At 55.8% G+C, this 26,301-nt stretch carries 27 protein-coding genes; 12 read left to right on the forward strand and 15 right to left on the reverse strand.

What is annotated here, in order from left to right:
• Nucleotides 1–16 precede the first annotated feature (16 nt).
• From yajC to QMN93_RS02310, 5 genes are all read left to right on the forward strand, one after another.
• Nucleotides 17–349, forward strand: a complete 333-nt coding sequence (yajC, locus tag QMN93_RS02290; RefSeq protein ID WP_003859109.1) for a preprotein translocase subunit YajC — start codon at nt 17–19, stop codon at nt 347–349.
• A 27-nt stretch (nt 350–376) separates the two neighbouring features.
• Complete coding sequence (gene secD, locus QMN93_RS02295) at nt 377–2,224, forward strand: protein translocase subunit SecD (RefSeq protein ID WP_071789390.1); 1,848 nt, start codon at nt 377–379, stop codon at nt 2,222–2,224.
• 10 nt (nt 2,225–2,234) lie between these two features.
• Nucleotides 2,235–3,206, forward strand: coding sequence for a protein translocase subunit SecF (secF, locus tag QMN93_RS02300; protein ID WP_023334689.1), 972 nt, complete (start codon nt 2,235–2,237; stop codon nt 3,204–3,206).
• Between the two features lie 142 nt (nt 3,207–3,348).
• Complete coding sequence (locus QMN93_RS02305) at nt 3,349–3,714, forward strand: VOC family protein (RefSeq protein WP_033144761.1); 366 nt, start codon at nt 3,349–3,351, stop codon at nt 3,712–3,714.
• Nucleotides 3,715–3,728: 14 nt separating this feature from the next.
• Nucleotides 3,729–4,409: a YafY family protein gene (locus QMN93_RS02310; protein WP_047061231.1), complete on the forward strand. Its 681-nt coding sequence runs from the start codon at nt 3,729–3,731 to the stop codon at nt 4,407–4,409.
• A gap of 145 nt (nt 4,410–4,554) precedes the next feature.
• Here the strand turns inward: QMN93_RS02310 and QMN93_RS02315 are convergent, their stop codons facing one another.
• Together QMN93_RS02315 and QMN93_RS02320 are read right to left on the reverse strand one after the other, a co-directional pair.
• Nucleotides 4,555–5,433: a nucleoside-specific channel-forming protein Tsx gene (locus QMN93_RS02315; protein WP_039264090.1), complete on the reverse strand. Its 879-nt coding sequence runs from the start codon at nt 5,431–5,433 to the stop codon at nt 4,555–4,557.
• Nucleotides 5,434–5,700: 267 nt separating this feature from the next.
• Nucleotides 5,701–6,240 carry a DUF3251 domain-containing protein gene (locus QMN93_RS02320; RefSeq protein WP_033146491.1) on the reverse strand — a complete coding sequence of 180 codons (540 nt, stop codon included), beginning with the start codon at nt 6,238–6,240 and terminating at the stop codon, nt 5,701–5,703.
• Nucleotides 6,241–6,392: 152 nt separating this feature from the next.
• Between QMN93_RS02320 and nrdR the strand changes: the two genes are divergently transcribed.
• The 5 genes from nrdR (at nt 6,393) to thiL (ending at nt 9,998) form a co-directional block, all read left to right on the forward strand.
• Nucleotides 6,393–6,842 carry a transcriptional regulator NrdR gene (gene nrdR, locus QMN93_RS02325; protein WP_008503337.1) on the forward strand — a complete coding sequence of 150 codons (450 nt, stop codon included), beginning with the start codon at nt 6,393–6,395 and terminating at the stop codon, nt 6,840–6,842.
• A gap of 4 nt (nt 6,843–6,846) precedes the next feature.
• Nucleotides 6,847–7,950 carry a bifunctional diaminohydroxyphosphoribosylaminopyrimidine deaminase/5-amino-6-(5-phosphoribosylamino)uracil reductase RibD gene (gene ribD / locus QMN93_RS02330; RefSeq protein ID WP_069303731.1) on the forward strand — a complete coding sequence of 368 codons (1,104 nt, stop codon included), beginning with the start codon at nt 6,847–6,849 and terminating at the stop codon, nt 7,948–7,950.
• Nucleotides 7,951–8,037: 87 nt separating this feature from the next.
• The gene (ribE, locus tag QMN93_RS02335) at nt 8,038–8,508 is read left to right on the forward strand and encodes a 6,7-dimethyl-8-ribityllumazine synthase (protein ID WP_006176874.1); all 471 of its coding nucleotides are present in this window, start codon (nt 8,038–8,040) and stop codon (nt 8,506–8,508) included.
• Between the two features lie 21 nt (nt 8,509–8,529).
• On the forward strand, nt 8,530–8,949 hold the full coding sequence (gene nusB / locus QMN93_RS02340) for a transcription antitermination factor NusB (protein ID WP_006809908.1): 420 nt from the start codon (nt 8,530–8,532) through the stop codon (nt 8,947–8,949).
• Nucleotides 8,950–9,026: 77 nt separating this feature from the next.
• Nucleotides 9,027–9,998, forward strand: coding sequence for a thiamine-phosphate kinase (thiL, locus tag QMN93_RS02345; RefSeq protein WP_182383108.1), 972 nt, complete (start codon nt 9,027–9,029; stop codon nt 9,996–9,998).
• Nucleotides 9,999–10,099: 101 nt separating this feature from the next.
• Here the strand turns inward: thiL and QMN93_RS02350 are convergent, their stop codons facing one another.
• From QMN93_RS02350 to xseB, 4 genes are all read right to left on the reverse strand, one after another.
• Complete coding sequence (locus QMN93_RS02350) at nt 10,100–11,074, reverse strand: aldo/keto reductase (RefSeq protein WP_182383109.1); 975 nt, start codon at nt 11,072–11,074, stop codon at nt 10,100–10,102.
• A 63-nt stretch (nt 11,075–11,137) separates the two neighbouring features.
• Entirely contained in the window at nt 11,138–13,000 is a 1,863-nt protein-coding gene (dxs, locus tag QMN93_RS02355; RefSeq protein WP_182383110.1) for a 1-deoxy-D-xylulose-5-phosphate synthase, read from the reverse strand.
• Nucleotides 13,001–13,024: 24 nt separating this feature from the next.
• Nucleotides 13,025–13,924 carry a (2E,6E)-farnesyl diphosphate synthase gene (gene ispA / locus QMN93_RS02360; RefSeq protein ID WP_182383111.1) on the reverse strand — a complete coding sequence of 300 codons (900 nt, stop codon included), beginning with the start codon at nt 13,922–13,924 and terminating at the stop codon, nt 13,025–13,027.
• Nucleotides 13,925–14,167 (reverse strand): exodeoxyribonuclease VII small subunit, encoded by a 243-nt coding sequence (gene xseB / locus QMN93_RS02365; RefSeq protein ID WP_182383112.1) that lies wholly within the window; start codon nt 14,165–14,167, stop codon nt 13,925–13,927.
• Nucleotides 14,168–14,358: 191 nt separating this feature from the next.
• Here xseB and thiI point away from each other — a divergent pair, with 191 nt between their 5' ends.
• Complete coding sequence (gene thiI, locus QMN93_RS02370; protein WP_048978945.1) at nt 14,359–15,807, forward strand: tRNA uracil 4-sulfurtransferase ThiI; 1,449 nt, start codon at nt 14,359–14,361, stop codon at nt 15,805–15,807.
• Nucleotides 15,808–15,927: 120 nt separating this feature from the next.
• On the opposite strand, the gene yajL is transcribed toward thiI, so the two are convergent.
• Together yajL and panE are read right to left on the reverse strand one after the other, a co-directional pair.
• Entirely contained in the window at nt 15,928–16,521 is a 594-nt protein-coding gene (gene yajL, locus QMN93_RS02375; RefSeq protein WP_069303737.1) for a protein deglycase YajL, read from the reverse strand.
• Nucleotides 16,484–17,395: a 2-dehydropantoate 2-reductase gene (panE, locus tag QMN93_RS02380; RefSeq protein ID WP_323619443.1), complete on the reverse strand. Its 912-nt coding sequence runs from the start codon at nt 17,393–17,395 to the stop codon at nt 16,484–16,486. Before panE ends, yajL begins: the two co-directional genes overlap by 38 nt.
• A 121-nt stretch (nt 17,396–17,516) precedes the next feature.
• Between panE and QMN93_RS02385 the strand changes: the two genes are divergently transcribed.
• On the forward strand, nt 17,517–18,008 hold the full coding sequence (locus QMN93_RS02385; protein ID WP_033144770.1) for a YajQ family cyclic di-GMP-binding protein: 492 nt from the start codon (nt 17,517–17,519) through the stop codon (nt 18,006–18,008).
• A 32-nt stretch (nt 18,009–18,040) separates the two neighbouring features.
• On the opposite strand, the gene QMN93_RS02390 is transcribed toward QMN93_RS02385, so the two are convergent.
• The 7 genes from QMN93_RS02390 to ampG all read right to left on the reverse strand — a co-directional run bounded on the left by QMN93_RS02390 (nt 18,041) and on the right by ampG (nt 26,288).
• Nucleotides 18,041–19,402 carry an MFS transporter gene (locus QMN93_RS02390; RefSeq protein ID WP_045887932.1) on the reverse strand — a complete coding sequence of 454 codons (1,362 nt, stop codon included), beginning with the start codon at nt 19,400–19,402 and terminating at the stop codon, nt 18,041–18,043.
• Between the two features lie 148 nt (nt 19,403–19,550).
• Nucleotides 19,551–20,438, reverse strand: a complete 888-nt coding sequence (gene cyoE / locus QMN93_RS02395; protein WP_013095848.1) for a heme o synthase — start codon at nt 20,436–20,438, stop codon at nt 19,551–19,553.
• Between the two features lie 11 nt (nt 20,439–20,449).
• Nucleotides 20,450–20,776 (reverse strand): cytochrome o ubiquinol oxidase subunit IV, encoded by a 327-nt coding sequence (locus tag QMN93_RS02400; protein ID WP_006176899.1) that lies wholly within the window; start codon nt 20,774–20,776, stop codon nt 20,450–20,452.
• A complete protein-coding gene (locus tag QMN93_RS02405) occupies nt 20,776–21,390 on the reverse strand; it encodes a cytochrome o ubiquinol oxidase subunit III (RefSeq protein ID WP_023334703.1) in 615 nt (204 codons plus the stop codon). Before QMN93_RS02405 ends, QMN93_RS02400 begins: the two co-directional genes overlap by 1 nt.
• Nucleotides 21,380–23,371 (reverse strand): cytochrome o ubiquinol oxidase subunit I, encoded by a 1,992-nt coding sequence (gene cyoB, locus QMN93_RS02410; RefSeq protein ID WP_014168864.1) that lies wholly within the window; start codon nt 23,369–23,371, stop codon nt 21,380–21,382. The genes QMN93_RS02405 and cyoB overlap by 11 nt, the downstream gene beginning before the upstream one ends.
• A 16-nt stretch (nt 23,372–23,387) precedes the next feature.
• Entirely contained in the window at nt 23,388–24,335 is a 948-nt protein-coding gene (gene cyoA / locus QMN93_RS02415; RefSeq protein ID WP_014882770.1) for a cytochrome o ubiquinol oxidase subunit II, read from the reverse strand.
• Nucleotides 24,336–24,812: 477 nt separating this feature from the next.
• Nucleotides 24,813–26,288, reverse strand: a complete 1,476-nt coding sequence (ampG, locus tag QMN93_RS02420) for a muropeptide MFS transporter AmpG (RefSeq protein ID WP_193138871.1) — start codon at nt 26,286–26,288, stop codon at nt 24,813–24,815.
• Nucleotides 26,289–26,301 lie beyond the last annotated feature (13 nt).

A 26,301-nucleotide genomic window follows, 5' to 3' on the forward strand; every position in this document is an offset into this window, starting at 1 on the left:
TAATGAGGGAATTTGAATGAGCTTTTTTATTTCTGATGCGGTAGCGGCAACAGGTGCTCCAGCGCAGGGCAGCCCGATGTCTCTGATTCTGATGCTGGTTGTGTTCGGTCTGATCTTCTACTTCATGATCCTGCGTCCACAGCAGAAGCGCACCAAAGAGCACAAAAACCTGATGAACTCCATTGCGAAAGGCGATGAAGTACTGACTAACGGTGGTCTGGTGGGTCGCGTAACCAAAGTGGCTGAAAACGGCTACATTGCTATCGCCCTGAACGACACCACTGAAGTGGTCATCAAACGTGACTTCGTAGCTGCCGTTCTGCCGAAAGGCACCATGAAGGCGCTGTAATCCCAACTTTTCCCAAAGGGAACTGCCGTGTTAAACCGTTATCCTTTGTGGAAGTACATCATGCTGGTCGTCGTGATTCTCGTCGGCCTGCTGTACGCGCTTCCCAACCTGTATGGTGAGGATCCGGCTGTTCAAATCACTGGCGCGCGCGGTGTTGCCGCCAGTGAGCAAACGCTGATCCAGGTCCAGAAAACGTTACAAGAAGAAAAAATTACCGCTAAGTCTGTGGCTCTGGAAGAGGGTGCAATTCTTGCTCGCTTCGACACCACCGACACGCAGCTCCGCGCTCGCGAAGCGCTGATGGGCGTGCTGGGTGACAAATACGTCGTGGCGCTTAACCTTGCCCCTGCAACCCCGCGTTGGCTGGCTGCGATGAAAGCAGAGCCAATGAAACTCGGTCTTGACCTGCGTGGCGGCGTTCACTTCCTGATGGAAGTGGATATGGATACCGCGCTCGGCAAGCTGCAGGAACAGAATATCGACAGCCTGCGCAGCGATCTGCGTGATAAAGGCATCGCTTACACCACCGTGCGTAAAGAAGATAACTACGGCATGAGCATCACGTTCCGAGACAGTGCGGCGCGCGATCAGGCTGTAGATTACCTGACCCAACGTCACCGTGACCTGGTGATCACCTCTCAGGGCAGCAACCAGCTGCGCGCGGTGATGACCGATGCGCGTCTGAAAGAAGCGCGTGAATATGCCGTTCAGCAGAACATCAACATTCTGCGTAACCGTGTAAACCAGCTGGGCGTGGCTGAGCCGCTGGTACAGCGTCAGGGTGCTGACCGTATCGTGGTTGAATTGCCGGGTATCCAGGATACCGCGCGTGCGAAAGAGATTCTGGGTGCGACTGCAACCCTGGAATTCCGTCTGGTGAACTCCAACGTCGATCAGTCCGCTGCTGCCGCAGGGCGTATTCCGGGTGACTCCGAAGTGAAACAGACCCGCGAAGGTCAGCCAGTTGTGCTGTACAAACGCGTGATTCTGACCGGTGACCACATCACCGACTCCACCTCGAGCCAGGACGAATACAACCAGCCGCAGGTTAACATCTCGCTGGATAGCGCGGGTGGTAACATCATGTCTAACTTCACCAAGGACAACATTGGCAAACCGATGGCGACCCTGTTCGTGGAGTACAAAGACAGCGGTAAGAAAGATGCAAACGGTCGTGCGGTGCTGGTGAAAGAGGAAGAGGTGATTAACATCGCCAACATCCAGTCTCGTCTGGGTAACAGCTTCCGTATTACCGGTATCAACAACCCGAACGAAGCGCGTCAGCTCTCCCTGCTGCTGCGTGCCGGTGCGCTGATTGCGCCAATTCAGATTGTTGAAGAACGTACCATTGGTCCAACTCTGGGTATGCAAAACATCCAGCAGGGTCTGGAAGCGTGTCTGGCCGGTCTGGTGGTCTCTATCCTCTTCATGATCTTCTTCTACAAGAAGTTTGGTCTGATTGCGACCTCCGCGCTGATCGCCAACCTGGTGCTGATCATCGGCATTATGTCCCTGCTGCCGGGGGCGACGCTGACCATGCCGGGCATTGCTGGTATCGTTCTTACCCTTGCGGTGGCGGTCGACGCCAACGTACTGATTAACGAACGTATCAAAGAAGAGTTGAGCAACGGTCGCTCTATTCAGCAGGCGATTGACGAAGGCTATAAAGGCGCGTTCAGCTCCATCTTCGATGCGAACGTAACAACACTGATTAAGGTTCTTATCCTGTATGCAGTGGGTACTGGCGCGATCAAAGGCTTTGCGATTACAACCGGTATCGGTGTCGCAACGTCAATGTTTACCGCTATTGTCGGCACCCGTGCCATCGTGAACCTGCTGTACGGCGGCAAGCGCGTCAAAAAGCTGTCTATCTGAGGAGTGCGTTGTGGCACAGGAATATACTGTTGAACAATTGAACCACGGCCGTAAAGTCTGGGACTTTATGCGCTGGGACTACTGGGCCTTCGGCATTTCAGGTTTACTGCTGATTCTGTCCATCGGCATTATGAGCGTGAAAGGCTTTAACTGGGGTCTGGATTTCACCGGCGGTACGGTCATCGAGATCTCCCTGGAAAAGCCGGTCGATATGGACCAGATGCGTTTGTCTCTGCAGAAAGCGGGCTTTGAAGAGCCGCTGCTGCAGAACTTCGGCAGCAGCCGCGACATCATGGTGCGTATGCCGCCGGTGCACGATGCCAACGGCAGCCAGGAGCTGGGCAGTAAGGTTGTTAGCGTGATTAACGAAACAACCAGCCAGAACGCGGCGGTCAAGCGTATTGAGTTCGTCGGCCCAAGCGTGGGTGCTGACCTGGCGCAGACCGGTGCGATGGCGCTGCTGGTAGCGCTGATCTCCATCCTGGTGTACGTCGGTTTCCGCTTTGAGTGGCGACTGGCGGCCGGTGTGGTTATCGCTCTGGCGCACGACGTGGTGATCACCATGGGCATACTGTCGCTGTTCCACATTGAGATTGACCTGACGATTGTGGCATCCCTGATGTCCGTTATCGGTTACTCACTGAACGACAGTATCGTGGTATCTGACCGTATCCGTGAAAACTTCCGTAAGATCCGTCGCGGTACGCCGTACGAAATCTTTAACGTGTCGTTGACCCAGACGCTGCACCGTACCTTGATCACATCCGGTACCACTTTGATGGTGATCCTGATGCTGTTCCTCTTCGGTGGTCCGGTACTGGAAGGCTTCTCGCTGACCATGCTGATCGGTGTCACCATCGGTACGGCGTCGTCTATCTACGTCGCATCCGCTCTGGCACTGAAACTCGGCATGAAGCGCGAGCACCTGCTCCAGCAGAAAGTCGAGAAAGAAGGGGCGGATCAGCCGTCCATTCTGCCGTAAGGCGAGGTTTAGCGCGTTATCGAAATCCCGGTCTGTTGACCGGGATTTTTTTTATCTGCTCCTGACAAACACTCCTGACAGTATGCTGTCAGGAGCCCTGTCGTAGACTTCTTCTGAACCCAAACAACAGGCAGGAGAATATATGAAAAGCGTCATTAACTGGTTTGAAATTCCGGTCGCGGATATGGATCGCGCCATCAAATTTTATGAGCCGGTGATGCAGCTCGCGCTGCGTCGCGAGAAAATGGACTGTGCGGAGCTGGCCGTTTTCCCGCATGAGGATCCGTATACCGGCGGGGCGCTGGCAAAATTTGACGGCGTTACACCGTCTTTGCAGGGCGCTATTATCTACCTGCATACTGACAATCTGGCGGCCACGCTCGATCGCATCGCCTCTGCGGGCGGCGAGTGCGTGTTTGGCCCGCTGGAACTGCCGCATGGCATTGGCACTATCGCATTGTTTACCGACAGCGAGGGTAACCGCGTCGGCCTCCATCAACCTGCCTGAGAGCGGAATAAGATATGACCCGACGCGCTGACCGTTTGTTTCAGATTGTGCAGATCCTGCGGGGCAGGCGTCTGACAACGGCAGCGCATCTGGCGGACCGGCTTGGTGTGTCCGAGCGCACGGTCTACCGCGATATCCGCGATCTGTCGCTTTCCGGCGTGCCGGTGGAAGGTGAGGCGGGGAGCGGATATCGGCTGATGTCGGGTTTTGACCTGCCGCCGCTGATGCTGACAAATAAGGAGTCAGAGGCGCTGATCGTCGCGATTCGCCTGCTCAAAACCTGGGGAGGGGAATCGCTTTCGCGCGAGCTGGAGTCGGCTCAGGAGAAGGTGCTGGCTATCCTGCCCGAGGAGAGTCGTCGAAAGGCGGAGCAGACGCGGATCTACGCCCCGGATTTTTGCATGCAAAGCCACTCCCGCAGCGATTTTGACATGATCCATCAGGCGATTTCCGCCCAGCGCGTGCTGGCGCTGCATTACCGTGATGAAGCCGGACAGCTCTCAAAGCGCGAGGTTCAGCCGCTGGGCTTGTTCTTCTGGGGGGAGCGCTGGCTGCTGGCGGCGTGGTGCGAACGGCGCGACGACTATCGCTGTTTCCGGCTCGACCGCTGTCTCAATATTGTGCAGACGGAGAGGCGGTTTAGCGAGAGTGCGGACAGATCGCTGGCGGATTTTTTGCGGAAGGTTAAGCAGTAAAAAGCCAGCTCTTGAGCTGGCTTTTTTTGCCCGGCGGCGAGGTAAAAGTAAAACGGCAACGAATGTTGCCGTTTTTTGTATTTGTTCCCTCTCCCTGTGGGAGAGGGTCAGGGTGAGGGCATCAGCCCGCACAGTCCCGAACAGGTTAGAAGTTATAACCTACAACCAGGTAGCCACCCCAACCGGTAGAACGGACGTTTTCGTTCATCCATACCAGTTTCGCGTCGTCGTTCCACTGACCGCCGTTGTGCCAGTAACGCGCAACAACAGAGTAGTGCCAGTGATCGTAGTTCAGCGCCAGAATGTGGCTTGAGGCGATGGAATTGTTGGTACGCTGCTTGATACCGTTCTCTGCGTAACCGCTCTTATCGCCCAGCTCTGAACCCCAGTCGAAGTTGGTGAAGCCGATATAGCTCAGGTTACCGCCCCACAGCTGAGTGATTGGCACAAAGTATTTCACTTTGAAACGGTAGCCATCCCACTCATTCTGGTTTTCGGCACCGTAGTTCTGCCACTGGTATTTCGCGTACACGTTCAGGGACAGGCTCATTGGCAGGCCGGTGTCAACGTCGGTACCCAGACCCATATACCAGGTGCTCTGACGACCGGACTCGTTGCGGCCCATGTCGTAGATATAGTTGTTCGCGAAGTACCACTCTTTGAACGGGCCGAAGCTCAGGTCTGTGCCGGTCAGCTTGTCGATGGAGAAGCGCGGTTCGATCTCCATGAACAGTGGAGAACCGTGGTTCCAGATACCTTTAGCCTGCGAGTTACCGCCGAAGAAGACCGGTGCATCCATATAGCCGTAGAAATCAAACCAGTCTTTCTTGGCGAATGCTTCGTACTCCAGGTAGGTATCGTTGCGGATCTGAGGTCCGAAACGCGTGTGGTAGCTGCCGACCACGTTAACACTCTGGTGCCACCAGTCGGAGAGGTATTGTGGTTTATCGTTTTCCGCTGCGTTAACAGTGAAAGAAGAGGAGAGTGCCAGTACAGCGCCGGCTGCGAGTAATGTTTTTTTCATAATCATGCCACTGATTGAAATTCCCTTCCGGGAGTGAAAAATGCGCGAATTGCGTTTCTAAATATTTCGTGTTTCTGCGGTGCCTATTATAGGAATCCCTGCTCACAAAAATATGTGTTGTTTCACATATATCTCATACGCGTAATCGATTGCGTTCACGTTTGCGTACTTTAAACGGGCGGGATTGTAGCGGCAATCATTTATGTTGCCAATCCATACGAAATGTAAATGTTAGCGGAGTGACATTTCACTCCGCTAAAGGGAGGGTTATTGCGCGGCGGGCTGGATATCGTGAATGCGGATGAAACCTAACCGATCCGGAGTGAGTCCGTTAAGCTGCAGCGGAATGTCAACATCGCTCGGAGCCAGCACGCTGGCCGGTGCGGTGAACAGCTGACTGTTAACATTCACCTCCTGGTAGCTCTCAGTGGTGCCCTGGATCTGTCCCCATTCGACGGTGCCGCTGAAGGCAGGCAACGGATCGTTGGACTCGCCCTGAATGCGTAATGTTGCGCGAGTACCATTTGCATTCGCCGCCACATTCACCAGAGACATTTTTAGCGTGCCAATCTGACTATTGAGACGCGCAGGCGTATTCGCTCCCGGCAGCAGATAAACCCCGCTGCTGGATTTGGCGTTTAGCGCGTTTTGCTGGGTGATCTTCACCGTTTCTTTGTTCAGTTTGTCCATCGCCGCATTGAGCGTGTTCACGCTCTGTTTCATCTGACGGACTTCGGTTTGCTGTGCACAGGCGCTAAGGGTGAAGAGGCTCCCCACCAGCAAAATTTTAAGGTAACGTCTTGTCATTGCGTTTATTTCCTTGAAATAACGGATCGCCTTAATGGTAGCCAGCCTCGACGTTTCAGACATAGATCCTTTGTCTCAAAAAGCTCTTCCTTTGTTGTCAGGCCAGATCAGGGTAAAATGAAAATTAGTTAACCACATAACAGGGATACCGTATGCATTGCCCATTCTGCTCCGCTGTGGATACCAAAGTCATCGACTCTCGTCTTGTGGGCGAAGGGTCATCCGTACGCCGTCGTCGGCAGTGTCTGGTGTGCAACGAGCGTTTCACGACCTTTGAGGTTGCAGAGCTGGTAATGCCGCGCGTGGTGAAAAGCAACGACGTGCGCGAGCCGTTTAACGAAGAGAAACTGCGCAGCGGGATGCTGAAGGCCCTGGAAAAACGTCCCGTCAGCGCGGATGACGTTGAGATGGCGTTAAACCACATAAAATCTTACCTTCGTGGTTTGGGTGAGCGTGAAGTGCCGAGCAAAATGATCGGTAACCTGGTGATGGAGCAGCTGAAAAAGCTCGATAAGGTTGCCTATATCCGCTTCGCCTCGGTCTACCGCAGCTTCGAAGACATCAAAGAGTTTGGCGAAGAGATCGCCCGCTTACAGGATTAAGCTCATGCAGGATGAGATTTACATGGCGCGAGCCATGAAGCTGGCGCAGCGCGGTCGTTTTACCACCCATCCCAACCCGAACGTCGGGTGCGTTATCGTTAAAGATGGCGAGATCGTAGGGGAGGGGTTTCACTATCGTGCCGGCGAGCCGCATGCCGAGGTTCATGCGCTGCGCATGGCGGGTGAGAAGGCGCGCGGCGCCACAGCCTACGTCACGCTGGAGCCCTGCAGCCATCACGGGCGTACGCCGCCGTGCTGCGAAGCGCTGATCGCGGCAGGCGTTTCACGCGTGGTCGCATCGATGCAGGACCCGAATCCGCAGGTTGCCGGACGCGGCCTGTATCGCCTGCAGCAGGAAGGCATCGACGTCAGCCATGGGCTGATGATGCAGGACGCGGAAGCGATCAACAAAGGCTTTCTGAAGCGCATGCGCACGGGGTTCCCGTATATTCAGCTCAAGCTGGGCGCCTCGCTGGACGGTCGTACGGCGATGGCAAACGGCGAAAGCCAGTGGATTACCTCTCCACAGGCAAGGCGCGATGTGCAACGTCTGCGCGCGCAAAGCCATGCTATCCTCACCAGCAGTGAAACCGTTTTGGCTGACGATCCGGCCATGACCGTGCGCTGGGACGAACTGAATGCCGATACCCAGGCGCTGTACCCGCAGGAGAACCTGCGCCAGCCGCTGCGTATTATCATTGATAGCCAGAACCGCGTGACGCCGGAGCACCGCATCGTGCAGCAGCCGGGTGAAACCTGGATTGCCCGCACTAAAGAAGATACGCGCGAATGGCCGGAAGGCGTGCGCAGCATTATGGTGCCGGAGCATAACGGTCATCTGGATCTGGTAGTGCTGATGATGCTGCTCGGCAAGCAGCAGGTGAACAGCATCTGGGTGGAAGCGGGGCCAACGCTCGCCGGTGCGCTTTTACAGGCCGGACTGGTGGATGAACTGATTGTTTACGTTGCGCCTAAACTGTTAGGTCACGACGCGCGCGGCCTGTTTGTGCTGCCCGGCCTTGAAAAACTGGCCGACGCACCGCAACTCAAATTTAGCGAGATTCGTCCGGTAGGCCCGGATGTCTGCCTCCACTTAACGACAGCGTAATTGCTCCTGAAATAGGGAAGCAGTGCGCAAAGTATTATGATAAAATCCGCCCCCCTGCGGGGCCAAATGAACCCGTAAAGGAAGAGTATGAACATTATTGAAGCTGCTGTAGCTACCCCGGACGCTCGCGTCGCCATCACCATTGCGCGTTTCAACAACTTCATCAACGACAGCCTGCTGGAAGGTGCGATTGACGCCCTGAAACGTATCGGCCAGGTTAAAGATGACAACATTACCGTTGTTTGGGTTCCAGGCGCTTACGAACTGCCACTGGCGGCGGGCGCGCTGGCGAAAACCGGTAAATACGACGCGGTGATTGCGCTGGGTACCGTTATTCGTGGCGGCACTGCGCACTTCGAATACGTTGCGGGCGGTGCAAGCAACGGTCTGGCACACGTTGCGCAGGATGCTGAAATTCCTGTCGCGTTCGGCGTGCTGACCACCGAAAGTATTGAACAAGCCATCGAACGTGCTGGCACCAAAGCCGGTAACAAAGGTGCAGAAGCTGCACTGACCGCGCTTGAAATGATCAATGTATTGAAAGCCATCAAGGCCTGATTTTTTTGTAAGGGGAATTCCGTGAAACCTGCTGCTCGTCGCCGCGCCCGTGAATGTGCCGTCCAGGCACTTTACTCCTGGCAGTTGTCCCAGAACGACATCGCTGATGTCGAATACCAGTTCCTGTCAGAACAGGACGTAAAAGACGTTGACGTTCTGTACTTCCGCGAACTGCTGTCGGGAGTGGCGACTAATAGCGCGTATCTCGATGGCCTGATGAAGCCATACCTGTCCCGTCTGCTCGAAGAGCTGGGCCAGGTGGAAAAAGCAGTGTTGCGTATCGCGCTGTTTGAGCTGTCTAAACGTGATGATGTGCCGTATAAAGTGGCCATCAACGAAGCGATCGAACTGGCGAAAACCTTCGGCGCTGAAGACAGCCACAAGTTTGTAAACGGCGTACTTGATAAAGCAGCACCTGCGATCCGTCCCCACAAAAAGTGATCCGCAAACCGGAGTCCTGCATTGCCTGACGGGCAGTGCGGCTCCGGTTTTTTCTTTTATTTGCTGAGGCATAACGTATGGCATGCGGCGAATTCTCCCTGATTGCCCGTTATTTCGACCGTGTCAGAACCTCTCGTCTTGATGTTGAAACCGGCATTGGCGATGACTGTGCACTTCTCAATATTCCCGAAAAACAGACGCTGGCAATCAGCACCGACACCCTGGTGTGCGGCCGTCATTTCTTACCGGATATCGATCCTGCCGATCTGGCGTATAAAGCCCTGGCGGTTAACGTCAGCGATCTGGCGGCGATGGGTGCCGATCCCGCGTGGCTGACGCTGGCTCTGACCCTGCCAGAGGTAGATGAAGCCTGGCTGGAAGCCTTTAGCGATGCGCTGTTTGAGCAGCTTAGCTATTACGATATGCAGCTGATTGGCGGCGATACGACTGCCGGTCCGCTGTCGATGACGCTGGCGATCCACGGCTACGTGCCGCTCGGCCGCGCGCTGAAGCGCTCAGGCGCAAAACCGGGCGACTGGATCTACGTGACCGGTACGCCGGGCGACAGCGCGGCAGGGCTGGCGATCCTGCAGAACCGTTTAACGGTTGAAGATGCTGACGACGTGGCGTATCTGGTGAAACGCCATCTGCGGCCAACGCCGCGTATTTTGCACGGACAGGCGCTGCGCGAACGGGCAAGCTCGGCTATCGATCTCTCTGACGGGCTGATCTCGGATCTCGGGCATATCCTGAAGGCCAGCGGCGTAGGCGCGCGCGTTGACCTGGATCTGTTTCCGCTTTCGGAGCAACTGCTTCGCCATGTAGAGCCTGAGCAGGCCCTGCGCTGGGCGCTGTCCGGTGGTGAAGACTACGAGCTGTGCTTCACGGTGCCTGAGCTCAACCGTGGAACGCTGGACGTGGCGTTAGCGCATCTCGGCGCGAAGTTTACCTGCATCGGTCAGATCATGCCGGAGAGTGAAGGGCTGAAGTTTGTGAAAGACGGTGCGCCCGTTACGCTGGACTGGAAAGGGTACGATCACTTCGCGTGAGTTTGTGCGCTCTGTATTGCCGGGTGGCGCTGCGCTTACCCGGCCTACAAACAGGGTGCGATCGTAGGCCGGGTAAGGCGGAGCCGTCACCCGGCAAGTGTTTACTTAAACCCCACTACCGGATGCTGCTGATACGGCGTCTCCAGCTCGGCAACCTGCTCCGGCGTCAGCGTGATATCCACCGCATTCAGCAGCTCATCAAGTTGTTCTTCCCGCGACGTTCCAATAATCGGCGCTGCGACCCCGCGCTTGCCCAGCAGCCACGCCAGGGCCACCTGAGCGCGGGTTGCACCGGTATCGTCGGCGATCCCGGCTAAACGTTCGGCAATCAGCGCATCGCTGGCTTCTGTACCGCCATAGAGATTTTTTCCCACTTCATCCGATACCAGCCGAGCCGTGGTTTCACCCCATGGACGGGTCAGGCGACCGCGCGCCAGCGGGCTCCACGGGATCACCGCCACGCCCTCCTGATGGCATAGCGGCAGCATCTCGCGTTCTTCTTCACGATAGATCAGATTGTAGTGATCCTGCATGGTGACAAAGCGCTCCCAGCCGTGCTGCGCCTGGAGATCCAGCGCCTGAGCAAACTGCGACGCGTGCATAGACGATGCGCCGATGTAGCGAGCTTTCCCGGCTTTCACCACGTCGTTCAGCGCTTCAAGCGTCTCCTCGACTGGCGTGTTGTAATCCCAGCGGTGAATTTGCAGCAGATCGACGTAATCCATGTTCAGGCGTCTGAGGCTGTCATCAATGGAGCGCAGGATCTGCGCGCGAGAAAGGCCCTCAGCCAGATCGCCCACCGGATAGTAGACCTTGGTGGCGACGACGACGTCATCACGGCGGGCAAAATCGCGCAGGGCGCGGCCGACAATTTCCTCGCTGCTGCCGTCTGAGTAGCTGTTGGCGGTGTCAAAGAAGTTAATGCCGCCCTCGATGGCGCGTTTGATAATCGGACGGCTGCTCTCTTCCGGCAGCGTCCAGGCGTGGTTTCCCCGATCGGGCTCGCCAAAGGTCATGCAGCCCAGGCAAAGTCGGGAAACCTTAAGGTCCGTTTTTCCTAATGTTGTGTATTGCACGGTTCCGCTCCTGCTGTTTAAACACCAGGTTTAAGCATAGCAGGAGCGGAAAAGGGGGAAGGGTCAGTCCAGCCAGGTACGGATTTTGGCTTCGATACCGGCGGCGTCCAGGCCTATCGCCGCACGGGCTTCGTCCTGAGTACCTTGCGGAATGAAGCGATCCGGCAGGCCGAGGTTCAGCACCGGCACGGCTTTACGGTTCGCCATCAGCACCTCGTTCACGCCGCTGCCCGCGCCGCCCATGATGGCGTTTTCTTCCAGCGTGACCAGCACGTCGTGGGTCTCAGCCATACTCAGGATCAGAGATTCATCGAGGGGCTTCACAAAGCGCATGTCCACCAGGGTGGCATTCAGCGCTTCAGCCGCTTTAGCCGCCTCTGGCATCAGCGTGCCGAAGTTCAGGATCGCCACTTTCTCACCGCGACGCTTCACCAGACCTTTACCGATCGGCAGTTTTTCCAGCGGCTGAAGCTCAACGCCTACCGCATTGCCGCGCGGGTAGCGAACGGCGCTTGGGCCATCCTGATAGTGGTAGCCGGTAAACAGCATCTGACGACATTCGTTCTCGTCGCTTGGCGTCATGACAACCATATCCGGAATACAGCGCAGGAACGACAGATCAAACGCGCCCTGGTGCGTCTGGCCGTCGGCACCGACGATGCCCGCACGATCGATAGCAAACAGTACCGGCAGCTTCTGAATCGCCACGTCATGGATCACCTGATCGTAGGCGCGCTGCAGGAAGGTGGAATAGATCGCGACAACGGGCTTGTAGCCGCCAATCGCCAGGCCCGCTGCAAACGTCACCGCATGCTGCTCGGCAATGGCGACGTCAAAATACTGGTCAGGGTATTTTCTGGAGAACTCCACCATGCCGGAACCTTCACGCATGGCCGGGGTGATCGCCATCAGCTTGTTGTCTTTGGCTGCGGTTTCGCACAGCCAGTCGCCGAAGATTTTGGAATAGCTCGGCATGCCGCCGCTGCTTTTTGGCAGACAGCCGCTGGACGGGTCAAATTTCGGTACCGCGTGAAAGGTGATCGGATCTTTTTCCGCCGGTTCGTAACCGCGCCCTTTTTTGGTCATGATATGCAGGAACTGCGGGCCTTTCAGGTCGCGCATGTTCTTGAGCGTGGTCACCAGTCCCAGCACGTCGTGACCGTCAACCGGGCCAATATAGTTAAAGCCCAGCTCTTCAAACAGGGTGCCCGGCACCACCATGCCTTTGATGTGTTCTTCGGTACGCTTGAGCAGCTCTTTAATCGGCGGTACGCCGGAGAAGACTTTCTTGCCGCCTTCGCGCAGCGAGGAGTAAAGCTTGCCGGAGAGCAGCTGGGCCAGATGGTTGTTAAGCGCGCCGACGTTCTCGGAGATCGACATTTCGTTATCGTTGAGGATAACCAGCATGTCCGGCTTGATGTCGCCCGCGTGGTTCATGGCTTCGAAGGCCATACCGGCGGTAATGGCGCCGTCGCCAATCACGCAGACGGTGCGGCGCTGCTTGTTCTCTTTCTCGGCGGCAACGGCAATACCGATGCCCGCAGAAATGGAGGTGGAGGAGTGGCCGACGCTCAGCACGTCATACTCGCTCTCACCGCGCCACGGGAACGGGTGCAGGCCGTCTTTCTGACGAATGGTGCCAATTTTATCGCGACGTCCGGTCAGAATTTTGTGCGGATAGGCCTGGTGTCCCACGTCCCAGATGAGCTGATCGAACGGCGTGTTATAGACGTAGTGCAGCGCCACGGTCAGCTCTACCGTGCCAAGCCCGGAGGCGAAATGGCCGCTGGAGCGGCTTACGCTGTCGAGCAGGTAGCGACGCAGCTCGTCGCACAGCTTCGGCAGGCTCTCTTTCGGCAACAGACGTAACTCCTGGGTGGAGTCAACTAACGCCAGTGTCGGGTATTTGGCAATATCAAAACTCATCAAAGGCTCATCGAGATATATAGTTTATTTATCACGCTGGATTATATAGTCCGCTAGCGCTTCCAGTGCCGAGGTATCCAGCGATTGCGCGGCCAGTTCATTTAGCGACTGGCGGGCATCGTCAATCAGATCCCGGGCTTTACGTTGGGCTTGCTCAAGACCCAGCAGGGCGGGGTAGGTACTTTTGCCAAGCTGCTGGTCCGCACCCTGACGTTTACCCAATGTTGCAGTATCGCCCACCACATCCAGAATGTCATCCTGAACCTGGAATGCCAGACCGATACTTTCTGCGTATCTGTCCAGAATCGGCAGGGCTTTGCGCCCTTGTTCACCCGCGCTCAGCGCGCCCAGGCGAACGGCGGAACGAATCAACGCCCCGGTTTTATGGCGATGAATACGCTCCAGCTGTTCCAGATTAACCTGACGTCCTTCCGCTTCAAGATCCAGCGCCTGTCCGCCGCACATGCCGGCCACGCCGCTGGCCATTGCCAGCTCGGAGATCATCGCCAGGCGGTCGCGGTCGGCCACTTCCGCCATCGGCGCGTCGCTCAGAATCGAGAACGCCAGCGTTTGCAGGGCATCACCCGCCAGAATGGCATTCGCCTCGCCAAACTTGATATGGCAGGTGGGTTGACCCCGACGCAAATCGTCGTCGTCCATGGCCGGGAGATCGTCGTGGATCAGCGAGTAGGCGTGGATGCACTCCACGGCGGCTGCCGGGGCGTCCAGCGTGTTATCGCTGATGCCAAACATATTGCCTGTGGCGTACACCAGGAACGGGCGCAGGCGCTTTCCACCCAAGAGTGCGCCATAGTGCATGGCTTCAACCAGAGGAGTGTTCTGAAAAGGCTGTGGCGCAATAAAACGGCGCAGGGCGTCGTTGGCGCGTTCGACACGCGCCTGAAGCTCGTTGGCAAAATCCATTTACTCGGCGTCCGGTGTGAAAGGCGTGGTCTTCGCGTCTTCGCTGTCGGAAAGCAGGATCTGCACGCGCTGCTCGGCCTGCTGCAGTTTGACCTGCCCCTGGCGCGCCAGCTGCACGCCACGCTCGAATTCGTTGAGCGCCTCTTCCAGCGTGAGATCGCCGCTTTCAAGACGGGTAACGATTTGCTCCAGTTCACTCAGCGCAGTTTCGAAACTGGCCGGTGCGTCGTTCTTCTTCGGCATAGTGAATTGACTCTTATATTCTCAGCCCCGACATGGTAACGGACTCAGGGCAATTATCAAATAACGCGCAATGTGCACAGGAGCGGCGCGATGGTGGTATACTTGCGCGCCTGGATGCAGCCACGGGTGTGGGCTGCTGTACTCTTTTCCATTACAAGCCTTAATACGCTTGCCTAAGAAACATTGCCGCCATGAAGTTTATCATTAAATTGTTCCCTGAAATCACCATCAAAAGCCAATCTGTGCGTTTGCGCTTTATTAAAATTCTCACCGGGAACATTCGTAACGTATTAAAGCACTACGACGAAACCCTCGCCGTGGTGCGCCACTGGGACCACGTTGAAGTGCGCGCCAAAGACGAAAACAAACGTCAGGATATTCGCGACGCGCTGACCCGTATTCCGGGGATCCACCATATCCTGGAAGTGGAAGATGTTCCGTTCAGCGATATGCACGACATCTTCGAGAAAGCGCTGGTGCAGTACCGCGACCAGATCGAAGGCAAAACCTTCTGCGTGCGCGTGAAGCGTCGCGGCAAGCACGAGTTCAGCTCTATTGAAGTGGAACGTTACGTTGGCGGCGGTTTGAACCAGCACGTTGAAACGGCGCGCGTTCGTCTGACCAACCCGGACGTGACCGTGAACCTGGAGATCGAAAACGATCGCCTGCTGCTGGTGAAAGGGCGCTATGAAGGTATCGGCGGCTTCCCGATTGGCACCCAGGAAGACGTATTGTCCCTGATCTCCGGCGGCTTCGACTCCGGCGTCTCCAGCTATATGCTGATGCGTCGCGGTTGCCGTGTGCACTACTGCTTCTTCAACCTGGGCGGCGCGGCGCACGAAATCGGCGTTCGTCAGGTCGCGCATTACCTGTGGAACCGCTTCGGCAGCTCCCACCGCGTGCGTTTCGTGGCGATCAACTTCGAACCTGTGGTCGGCGAAATCCTCGAAAAAGTGGACGACGGCCAGATGGGCGTGGTGCTGAAGCGCATGATGGTGCGTGCGGCGTCCAAAGTTGCCGAGCGCTACGGCGTACAAGCGCTGGTCACCGGTGAAGCGCTGGGCCAGGTCTCCAGCCAGACGCTGACCAACCTGCGTCTGATCGACAACGTGTCTGATACGCTGATCCTGCGCCCGCTGATCTCACACGATAAAGAGCACATCATCGATCTGGCGCGCGAAATCGGCACCGAAGATTTTGCCCGCACCATGCCGGAATACTGCGGCGTGATCTCAAAAAGCCCAACGGTGAAGGCGGTGAAGGCGAAGATCGAAGCGGAAGAAGAGAACTTCGATTTCAGCATTCTGGAAAAAGTGGTGGAGGAAGCGTCCAACATCGACATCCGCGAGATTGCCCAGCAGACCGAGCAGGAAGTCGTTGAAGTTGAAACCGTGAGCGGTTTCGGCGCTAACGATGCGATTCTGGATATCCGCTCCATTGACGAGCAGGATGACAAGCCGCTGCAGGTTGAAGGCGTCGACGTGGTTTCTCTGCCGTTCTATAAGCTGAGCACCAAGTTTGGCGATCTCGACCAGAGCAAAACGTATCTGCTGTGGTGCGAGCGCGGGGTGATGAGCCGCCTGCAGGCGCTGTATCTGCGCGAGCAGGGCTTTGCGAATGTGAAGGTGTATCGCCCGTAGCGTGCGGCCTGGAGCCCTCACCCCGACCCTCTCCCACAGGGAGAGGGCGCAAACATAAAAAACGGCAACCAAAGGTTGCCGTTTTGCTTTTACCTCGCGCCACCCGGCTTTTTTTATCCACTACTCTTCATAGTAATTATAAATTCCCGCCGGCATCACCAGCGATGACGCCACTTCGTACGCTTTCTCGCGCCCGACCAGCAGGTCAATAATCTTTAAGCCAAAATCAATCGCGGTGCCTGGCCCCTGGCTGGTCAGCAAGTTGACGCGCGGATCCCAGACGACGCGTTTATCCACCCAGTGCTCTTCCGGGATCGTATCCTTCAACCCCGGGAAGCCGGTCATGTTGCCGATGGGGAAGATATCGTGCGGAACCAGAACCGTTCCTGCTGCGGCACAGATTGCCGCGACGATGCGGCCGGATAAATGAAACTGACGCACGGTCTCGACCAGCAGCGGGCTATCGCGAAAACATTCCGCGCCTTTTAAGCCGCCGGGCAGCACGATGATGTCGTAATCGCCGTCAGCCACCTGAACGAGGGGGGCATCCGCAAGGATTTTCACCCCGCGCGAGCAGGTGATTGCCAGATTGCCGTCGCTGGCGACGCTGGCGGTGGTGACCTTAATGCCGCCGCGCACCATCAAATCAATGGTGGTGACCGCTTCCATCTCTTCGCTACCAGGGGCGAGACAGATCAGTGCTGACGCGCTCATATTCACTCTCCTTACGTTTAACAAGGTCATACAGACGGGCGTTTTCCGGCACGGAAATGCCGTGCGCGCGGGCGCGTTTTAGCAGATAGCCGGTAATGTAGTCGATCTCCGTGTGGCGTAAAGCCCGAACATCCTGCAGCATCGAGGAGATGTTTTCTGCCGTGCTCTCAATGACCTGCTCGACATAACAGCGTAAATCGTCGGCCGAGGTATGCAGGCCTTCCCGCTCAACGACCGCCGCGACTTCCGCACACAAAATCGCAACGTCCTGCGGATGATTTTTCAGCTCCCCGTTCGGGCAATTCCACAGCGCCGTCAGCGGATTGATCACGCAATTTACCGCCAGCTTGCGCCACAGCTGAGGGCGGATGTTGTTGTGCCAGGCGACGTCCGGCAGCACCTTCTGCAGCACATCGGCAAGATAGCTGTAATCTCCATCCTGAGTTCTGGCGGGCCCGATGTGCGTCACGCCGCTGGCGACATGCACGATGATGTTGCCGTCGCGACGCGCAGCGTGCGTGGTCGTCGCCATCAGCAGGGGCTGCGGGACGCTTTTCAGCTCATCAAGGGTTCCCATGCCGTTATGCAGCAGCAGTATGGGCGAAGTGGGGGGGAGCAGCGCGGCCAGTGTCTTTACCGCGTCTGAGACCTGCCACGCTTTGAGCGTCACCAGTAAAAGATCGCTTTGCGCCAGGAAATCAGGATCGTTCGCGGTGAGGGATTCGTTAAAGATGCTTCCGTCTTCACCAATCAGGTTTACACTGCAATAGGGCTGGGGCACGCGCAGCCAGCCCTGAACCTCATGTCCGTGCTTGCACAGCGCGGTCAGCCACAGCTGACCAAGCGCTCCGCATCCGAGCACCGTAATTTTCATTGTTCCTCCTCACCTGCAACTGCGCCAGGTGTTACAGCTTAATTATACAGCTAAGCTTCTGTTGAGTTATGCCTCGTAGCGGGTATTATGCAACGCAACAAAAGTGAAGGGAGAAGAAAAGATGCCATCTTTCGATATTGTTTCCGAAGTTGATATCCAGGAAGTTCGCAACGGCGTTGAGAACGCAACCCGCGAAGTTGAGTCACGTTTCGATTTTCGTGGCGTTGAGGCGTCGTTTGAGCTGAACGACGCAAATAAGACCATTAAGGTGCTGAGCGAGTCTGATTTCCAGGTGAATCAGCTGCTCGACATTCTGCGCGCCAAGCTGTTAAAGCGCGGCATCGAAGGGACGTCTCTGGACGTGCCGGAAGAGTTTGTGCACAGCGGTAAAAACTGGTTTGTTGAAGCCAGGCTGAAGCAGGGCATCGAGAGCGCGGTGCAGAAGAAGATCGTTAAGCTTATTAAAGACAGCAAGCTGAAGGTGCAGGCGCAGATCCAGGGCGAAGAAATTCGCGTGACCGGTAAGTCCCGCGATGACCTCCAGTCCGTAATGGCGCTGGTGCGCGGCGGCGATCTGGGGCAACCGTTCCAGTTTAAAAACTTCCGCGATTGATATAAAAAAGCCCGGTTTAACCGGGCTTTTTTTCACGCTTTGAGCGCCTGCTCGACCTCGAAGCGGTTGGTCATTTTACTGTCTATTTTGACGTAAGCGCTGCGCTCTTCCGGGACGATGAGCACCTCTGTCACACCCTCTTTGGCTTCCAGACGCTGCTTCAGCACATCGCTGATTTCCACATCATCCGGGATTTCCACGCGCAGGCTGCTCACGTAGCGCGGCTCTTTCATGGTGCTGGCGACCAGCAGCCAGACTGTCGCCAATAGCGCACCGGCGAGAAACACGGTTTGTGAATCAAACAGGCCGTCCACCCAGCCGCCGAGCGAGCCGCCGATCGCCACGCCGAGAAACTGGCTGGTGGAGTAGATGCCCATCGCGGTGCCTTTGTAACCGGCGGGGGACTCTTTGCTGATCAGCGACGGCAGCAGCGCTTCCATCAGGTTAAAGGCCAGGAAGAACAGCTGCACGCCGGCAATCAGCTCCCAGAAGTGCGGGCCAGCACCCCAGAGCACAATTTCGGCAATCAGCAGGACCGCCACGCAGCCCACGAAGACGCGCTTCATTTTGCGCTTCACTTCGGCGTAGATGATGAACGGCACGACGGAGACAAACGAAATCAGCATCGTGACCAGATAGATTTTCCAGTGCTCAGCCGCCGGGAAACCCGCTGCGGCAAGCTGGCCGGGCAGGGCGACAAAGGTGGACATCAGCAGGATGTGCAGACACATAATGCCAAAGTTCAGCTTGAGCAGGCGCGGCTCGACAATCACTTTGCTGAAGCAGCCTTTTACCATCCCCGATTCACGGTTCAGGACGTGGTTCTTGCTGTCCGGCACGACCCACAGGGTTAAGGCAATACCGATGGTCGCCAGCACGGCAATCATCCAGAACAGGGCGTGCAGACCCAACGTGTGCGTAATGATGGGGCCCAGCACCATCGCAATCGCAAAGGTCACGCCAAAGCTCACGCCGATGAACGCCATCGCTTTAGTACGGTTTTGCTCGCGGGTTAAGTCGGACAGCAGCGCCATCACCGCGGCGGCAATCGCGCCGGAACCCTGCAGGGCGCGGCCGAGAATAATCCCCCAGATGGAGTGGGAGAGGGCGGCAATCACGCTTCCGAGCACAAAGACCAGCAGCCCGCCGACGATCAGCGGCTTTCGGCCCACCCGATCAGAGAGCAGGCCAAACGGGATCTGGAAAACCGCCTGCGCCAGGCCGTAGATGCCGATCGCGAGGCCAATCAGCGCCTCGCTGGCCCCCTGCAGCGCCATACCGTACGTGGTCAGAACAGGCAGGACCATAAACATGCCAAGCATCCGTAGCGAGAAGACAGTCCCTAAGCCCCAGGTCGCGCGTAGCTCGCCTGGCGTCATTTTATAATCGTTCATTACCACCTCAGTTCAAAAGCAGGCCATAGTGTAGTGCGGGGAAGGGGCGGGGTAAATAAAGGGTTATTTAACAAATATTACATGCGTTATTAGTAGATTCAGTGAATAAAAAAGGGTGCCGAAGCACCCTTTTATTGACCTGTTTGGCTTACCAGACGTAAGTCAGCAGGTTGTGTGAATCTGGCACCATGAAGTCCACGGACATCATCACGGACAGCGAGGTGATGGCCACAATCGAGAACACAAACAGTTTGCGCGCCCAGACTTTGTCATCTTCCACTTTGTAACCGCGCAGCGCCATACCGAGCCACCAGACGCTCACCGCAGCCGCTACCGCCAGATATTTATACCCGGCGTAACCACCCAGAGAGAGCATCAGCGTTGCCACGGCAAAGGCGATGATGTACAACGTGATGTGGTTCTTGGCAACAGAAATGCCCTTCACGACCGGCAGAACCGGGATGTTCGCTGCCTGATAATCCTTAAAGCGGAAAATCGCGATGGCATAAGAGTGCGGCATCTGCCACAGGCTAAAGATAGCCAGCAGGATCAGCGCACCGCTGTCGAACTCGTTCGTGACCGCGCAGTAGCCAATCACCGGCGGCGCAGCGCCGGAGAGAGAACCAATCAGCGTGCCGTAGACGGAGTGGCGTTTCATATACAGGCTGTAGACGCCCACATACACCACGAACCCCATCACCCCCAGCCAGCAGGCCAGCGGGTTAGCACCAAACCACAGCAGCATAAAGCCAGCAATACCCAGCAAGGTGGCGTACACCAGCGAGACGGAAGGGGCGATCAGGCCTTTCACCAGCACCCGATTTTTGGTCCTTTCCATCTTCTTGTCGATATCCATGTCGATGTAGTTGTTAAATACACAACCGGACGCAACAACCAGTGACACACCGACCAGCGTGTAGATAAAGAGGGTGTAATCAATGCTGCCCTTAGAGGCCAGCAGGAACCCTCCGATCACGGAGATCAGGTTGCCAAAGATGATGCCTGGTTTCGTTACTTGCAGGTATTGCTTAAACATACTCGCCGCTCTTAGTGAACCATCATGTTGTAGTTGAGGTTCCACATAATCCAGATGGAACCGACTACCAGGATAGCGATGATAATCACGGTAAAGATAAAGGCGGTCATATTCCAGCCTTCATCGGACTTAGTGTTCATGTGCAGGAAGCAAACCAGATGCACCAGAATCTGAATCACCGCGGTCACCAGGATTGCACCCAGAATAACCGGCTTAGACGCAGAACCGCTCATCACCATCCAGAACGGGATCACCGTCAGGATGATCGACAGGATGAAACCTGTCATGTAGGTTTTTACGCTACCGTGGGAAGCGCCATGATCGTTTGAATGACTCATTACATCGCCCCCATCAGATATACAACAGAGAACACACAGATCCACACCACGTCCAGGAAGTGCCAGAACAGGCTCAGGCACATGATACGGGTACGGTTAGTGCTGGTCAGGCCGCGACGGGATACCTGGAACATCAGTACCGCCATCCAGATCAGACCAGAGGTCACGTGCAGACCGTGGGTACCGACCAGCGCGAAGAACGCGGACAGGAAGCCACTGCGATCCGGACCGAAACCTTCCAGAATCAGGTGATGGAATTCATAGATTTCCATCCCGATAAATCCAGCACCAAACAGCCAGGTCAACGCCAGCCAGGACACAACCTGGCTCTTGTTGTTTTTGTACATGGCGATAGCCGCCATGCCGTAGGTGATGGAGCTGAATAACAGCAGTGCGGTTTCAACCAGAACGAACGGCAGTTCAAAGATGTCCTTGCCAGCCGGGCCGCCCGCCGTGCCGTTCACCAGAACGGCGTAGGTCGCGAACAGACAGCAGAACAGAATGCAGTCGCTCATCAGGTAGATCCAGAAACCGAAGACTTTGGTCGGTCCTGTATCGTGGTGCGCATGTTCATGCGCGTGGGCAGTTGAGTGCGCCAGAGTATCAGTTGCCATTTTTCAGCCCCGCTTTAGAAATCTCGTCGAAATGCTGATTTTCCAGCTTCTCAACTTCACGGACTGGTACGTAGTAGTCCACGTCCTCGTCAAAGCTCTTCACAATCCAGCTGATTACGATGCCAGCGAAGCCAACAATCGCCATCCACCAGATGTGCCAGATCATTGCGAAACCAAATACCGTTGCGAAGGCGGCAATCACAATGCCCGCACCGCTGTTTTTCGGCATGTGGATTTCTTCGTAATGAGCAGGTTGCTTGTACGCTTCACCTTTTTCTTTCATTTCCCAGAATGCGTCGCGTTCATGAACCTGCGGCACGATGGCAAAGTTATAGAAAGGAGGTGGAGAAGAGGTCGCCCACTCCAGCGTACGGCCACCCCATGGGTCACCGGTCAGGTCACGGTTCTGGTCGCGGTCGCGAATAGACACGTAGAACTGAATCAGCTGAGACGCGATACCGCAGGCAATCAGCACGGCACCGCCCGCTGCAACCATCAGCATTGGGTGGAACTGCGGATCGATCTGCTGGCTCAGACGACGGGTCATACCCATGAAGCCCAGCACGTACAGCGGCATAAATGCTACGAAGAAGCCGATGATCCAGAACCAGAACGCGCGTTTACCCCATTTTTCGTTCAGCGTGAAGCCGAACGCTTTTGGCCACCAGTAGGTTACGCCAGCGAAGCAGCCGAAGACCACGCCACCGATGATAACGTTATGGAAGTGCGCAATCAGGAACAGGCTGTTGTGCAGAACGAAGTCAGCACCTGGTACCGCCAGCAGTACGCCGGTCATCCCACCTACGGAGAAGGTCACGATGAAGCCGATGGTCCACAGCATCGCTGAGTGGAACACGATACGGCCCTGGTACATGGTGAACAGCCAGTTGAAGATCTTCACCCCGGTAGGGATGGCGATAATCATGGTGGTAATACCGAAGAAGGCGTTTACGTTCGCGCCCGCACCCATGGTGAAGAAGTGGTGCAGCCAAACAATGAACGACAGAACGGTAATACACACGGTTGCCCACACCAGAGAGGTGTAACCAAACAGACGTTTACGCGAGAAGGTTGCCGCGATTTCGGAGAACACACCGAACACAGGCAGAACCAGAATGTACACTTCCGGGTGACCCCAGGCCCAAATCAGGTTGATGTACATCATCATGTTGCCACCCATATCATTCGTGAAGAAATGGGTGCCCAGGTAGCGGTCCAGGGTCAGCAGCGCGATGGTGACGGTCAGAATTGGGAAGGAGGCTATAATCAGGATGTTGGCGCACAGAGATGCCCAGGTAAATACCGGCATCTTGAACATGGTCATGCCTGGGGCACGCATCTTGATAATGGTCACGAAGAAGTTGATACCGGTCAGGGTAGTACCGACACCGGAGAGCTGAAGCGCCCAAATCCAGTAGTCGACGCCAACGCCCGGACTGTACTCAATTCCTGACAGCGGCGGGTAAGCCAGCCAGCCGGTCTGCGCGAATTCGCCCACACCCAGTGACAGGTTAACCAGGATAACGCCGACAACCGTGAACCAGAAGCTCAGGTTGTTCAGGAACGGGAACGCCACGTCGCGCGCGCCGATTTGCAGCGGAACGACAACGTTCATCAGACCGATAACCAGCGGCATCGCCACGAAGAAGATCATGATAACGCCGTGGGCGGTAAAGATCTGATCGTAGTGGTGCGGTGGCAGGAAGCCGGCTTCGCCCGCAGAAGCGAGTGCCTGCTGGCTACGCATCATGATCGCATCCGCAAAGCCACGAATTAACATGACGATACCGACGATGCAGTACATGATACCGAGTTTTTTGTGGTCAACCGAAGTCAGCCACTCGTTCCACAGGTAGCTCCACTTACCGAAGTAAGTGATCAGGGCCAGTAAGGCCGCGCCACCAATGATAATTGCAGCCACCGTAACCACGATAATCGGTTCATGGTAGGGCACTGCATCCAGTGTCAATTTTCCGAACATTTTCTTCCTCGGCCCCTTAGTGAGCGGTTTCCGCGTGGCTCATGTCCATGCCTTCCATACCTTCGTGCGCGCTGTGCTCGCCTTCAGGCTGGGTCATGTCCATGCTCTTGCCGTGATCCATAAATTTGCCAATAACGTCTTTGAACAAATCTGGTTTCACATTAGAGAAGTACTCCACCTTGTTGTATTCGCTTGGTGCAGCCACTTTTTCGAACGCCGCCATGTCAGACATGGTGTTTGGAGACTGCTTCGCTTTTTCAACCCACTGGTCGAAAGCGGCACGGTCTGGCGTCGCAATAGCTTTGAACTTCATACCTGAGAAGCCCGGGCCGCTATAGCTGGCGGAGATACCATCATAGGTGCCTGCTTCATTCGCGATCAGGTGCAGGTTGGTCTGCATACCGGCCATCGCGTAAATCTGGCTACCCAGACGTGGGATGAAGAAGGAGTTCATTACGGAGTTGGAGGTCACTTTGAACTGAACCGGAGTGTTCGCCGGGAAGGCGATTTCATTCACGGTAGCAATACCCTGCTCTGGATAGATGAAGAACCATTTCCAGTCCATGGAGACCACTTCAATGGTAATAGGTTTCTCATCGTGAACCAGCGGTTTGCTTGGCTCAAGTGCGTGAGTGGTTTTCCAGGTCAGTACGGCAAGGAACAGGATGATCAGAATAGGTACCGTCCAGACCACAGCTTCCACTTTATTGGAGTGTGACCAGTTAGGGCTATACTTCGCATCTTTATTGCTCGCACGATACTTCCAGGCGAAACCAACAGCCATCAAAATGGCAGGAATAACCACAATCAACATCAGGCCAAAAGCCGTCAATATCAGTGAACGTTGTTCCAGTCCAATCTGTCCTTTGGGGTCTAGTAGTGCAGAATCGCAGCCACTGAGTAATACAGTGCCCGCGAATAATGACAACCATCCCAAACTTTTATTGTATTTCCCGAGTCTCATTTAACGACCTCAATTCCACGGAGTCTGGTGGCGTTTAAAGTGTGCGGGCATTTTACGGGAAGGTTACATTACTGTAAACATCATTAGGCCTGTGTCAGGAAGGTGTTACCGGGTTCTGCCGCACGTGTCACAAGTGTTGCAAATTATGTCGGTTTTTATGACCGAAGCCGCATGGCATGGGCTTTATAACGAAAGGACCCCCAAGCATACCCTAAAAGGGGCAATTGGTATAACCATTGTTGAAAATAAACAAAAAATTAACAATTAATTATCAATAAAAAGACATCTGAAAAACGAAAAATCAAACTCTCGTATGCTGAATCGTTTAATGAAAAATAGCGTTTTGGAATGGGAGCCAATAATTTCCAAATCCTATCCCGCACAAAACAACAAATATTTTTTTTGCGCCTGGCGGCTATTTCGCCGTTATAATTTCGGTTAGTGATTACAACGGGAAATAACCTTTCGCATTTTTCTTCAGGTCATCTGCGTTTTACGCAACGCCATGAAATCAAGCAGACCTCCGGTCAGGATCCCGGCGATAGCCAGCAGGGCGCCTGCGTCCAGCAGAAGGGCTTCGAAAGGGAGTACCAGAGAGGTGCTGGCATTGATAATAAGCACCACAAGCCAGAGCGCCAGAGCAATGCAACCCGCCATTAACAGACGCAGCGCAAAACGGTAGGCGCGGCGATATTCGGTGCGCGGCATAAAATGTTCTGTCCGCTGGGTATATTCCAGCGTCTGACGGCAGACCAGCAGCAATAAAATCCCCGGCACGGCAGCCACGACCGAGAAGAGATAAAATGTTGGCCAGCCGTGGGCTTCCACGAACCAGCCGGCAATCGGGCCAACGTACACGCGGCCAACTGCGGAAAGCGCCGAGAGCAGAGCGAACTGGGTAGCGGAAAACGACTTATTGCACAGGGTCATCAGCAGGGCGACAAACGCCGCTGTTCCCATGCCGCCGCAGAGGTTTTCGAAGAACACCGCCGCGGCCATGCTGATCGTATGTTTGTCGGTAATCGACAGCAGCCAGTAGCCTGCGTTAGAGGCGCCCTGAAGGATGCCGAAAATCAGCAGCGCGCGAAACAGTGTCAGGCGCTGCATCAGCACGCCGCCATAAAGCGCGCCGACAATCGTCGCAAACAGCCCCAGCGTTTTATTCACCACACCCACTTCACCGGCGTCAAAACCGACGCCCCGGATCAGGAAGGTGGTGGTCAAACTCATGGCAAAGGCATCGCCCAGCTTATAAAGGACGATGAGCAGCAGGATCAGCCAGGCGTTGTTGCGGCCAAAGAAGTCACGGAGCGGTTCGGCGACGGCCTGCTCCAGCGAGCGGGGAACCGGGATGACGTCACTCGGTTCGGGCGCGAACAGCGTCGCGATGATGCAGGGGATCAGCAGGGCGGCCATCAGCCAGTACATGCCCTGCCAGCCGAGGTAACGGTCGGCCAGCCACAGCGCCAGCCCGCCGGAGACCAGCATCCCGAGGCGATAGCCCAGCACGCTGATTGCTGCACCGGCGCCGCGCTCTTCAGCAGGTAACACGTCCGTCTTCCAGGCGTCGAACACGATATCCTGAGAGGCGGAACAGAAGGCAATCACTACCGCAAGCGCGGCCATCCAGCGAAGCTGGGGGGTGGGTTCAAGAAACCCCATTGCCGCAATAGCCAGCAGCAGCAGGATCTGCGTCATCACTAGCCAGCCGCGTCGACGTCCGAGGAAAGGCGGCGTGTAGCGATCCATGACCGGAGACCACAGGAACTTAAAGACATAGGCCTGGCCAACAAGCGAGAAGAAACCGATGGTTTTAAGATCGATGTTCTCAACCGTCATCCACGCCTGAAGCGTGCCGGAAGTGAGCGCGAGGGGTAAACCCGAGGCGAAGCCGAGGATCAGCAGGATCGCTGATTTCGGTTGCTGGAAAATGCGTAAGTAATGGCTGGACATGTTCTTATAAAAC

Origin of the sequence: Enterobacter sp. R-1.6.2, assembly GCF_035064085.1 — a bacterium.
Lineage (GTDB): Bacteria > Pseudomonadota > Gammaproteobacteria > Enterobacterales > Enterobacteriaceae > Enterobacter > Enterobacter asburiae_B.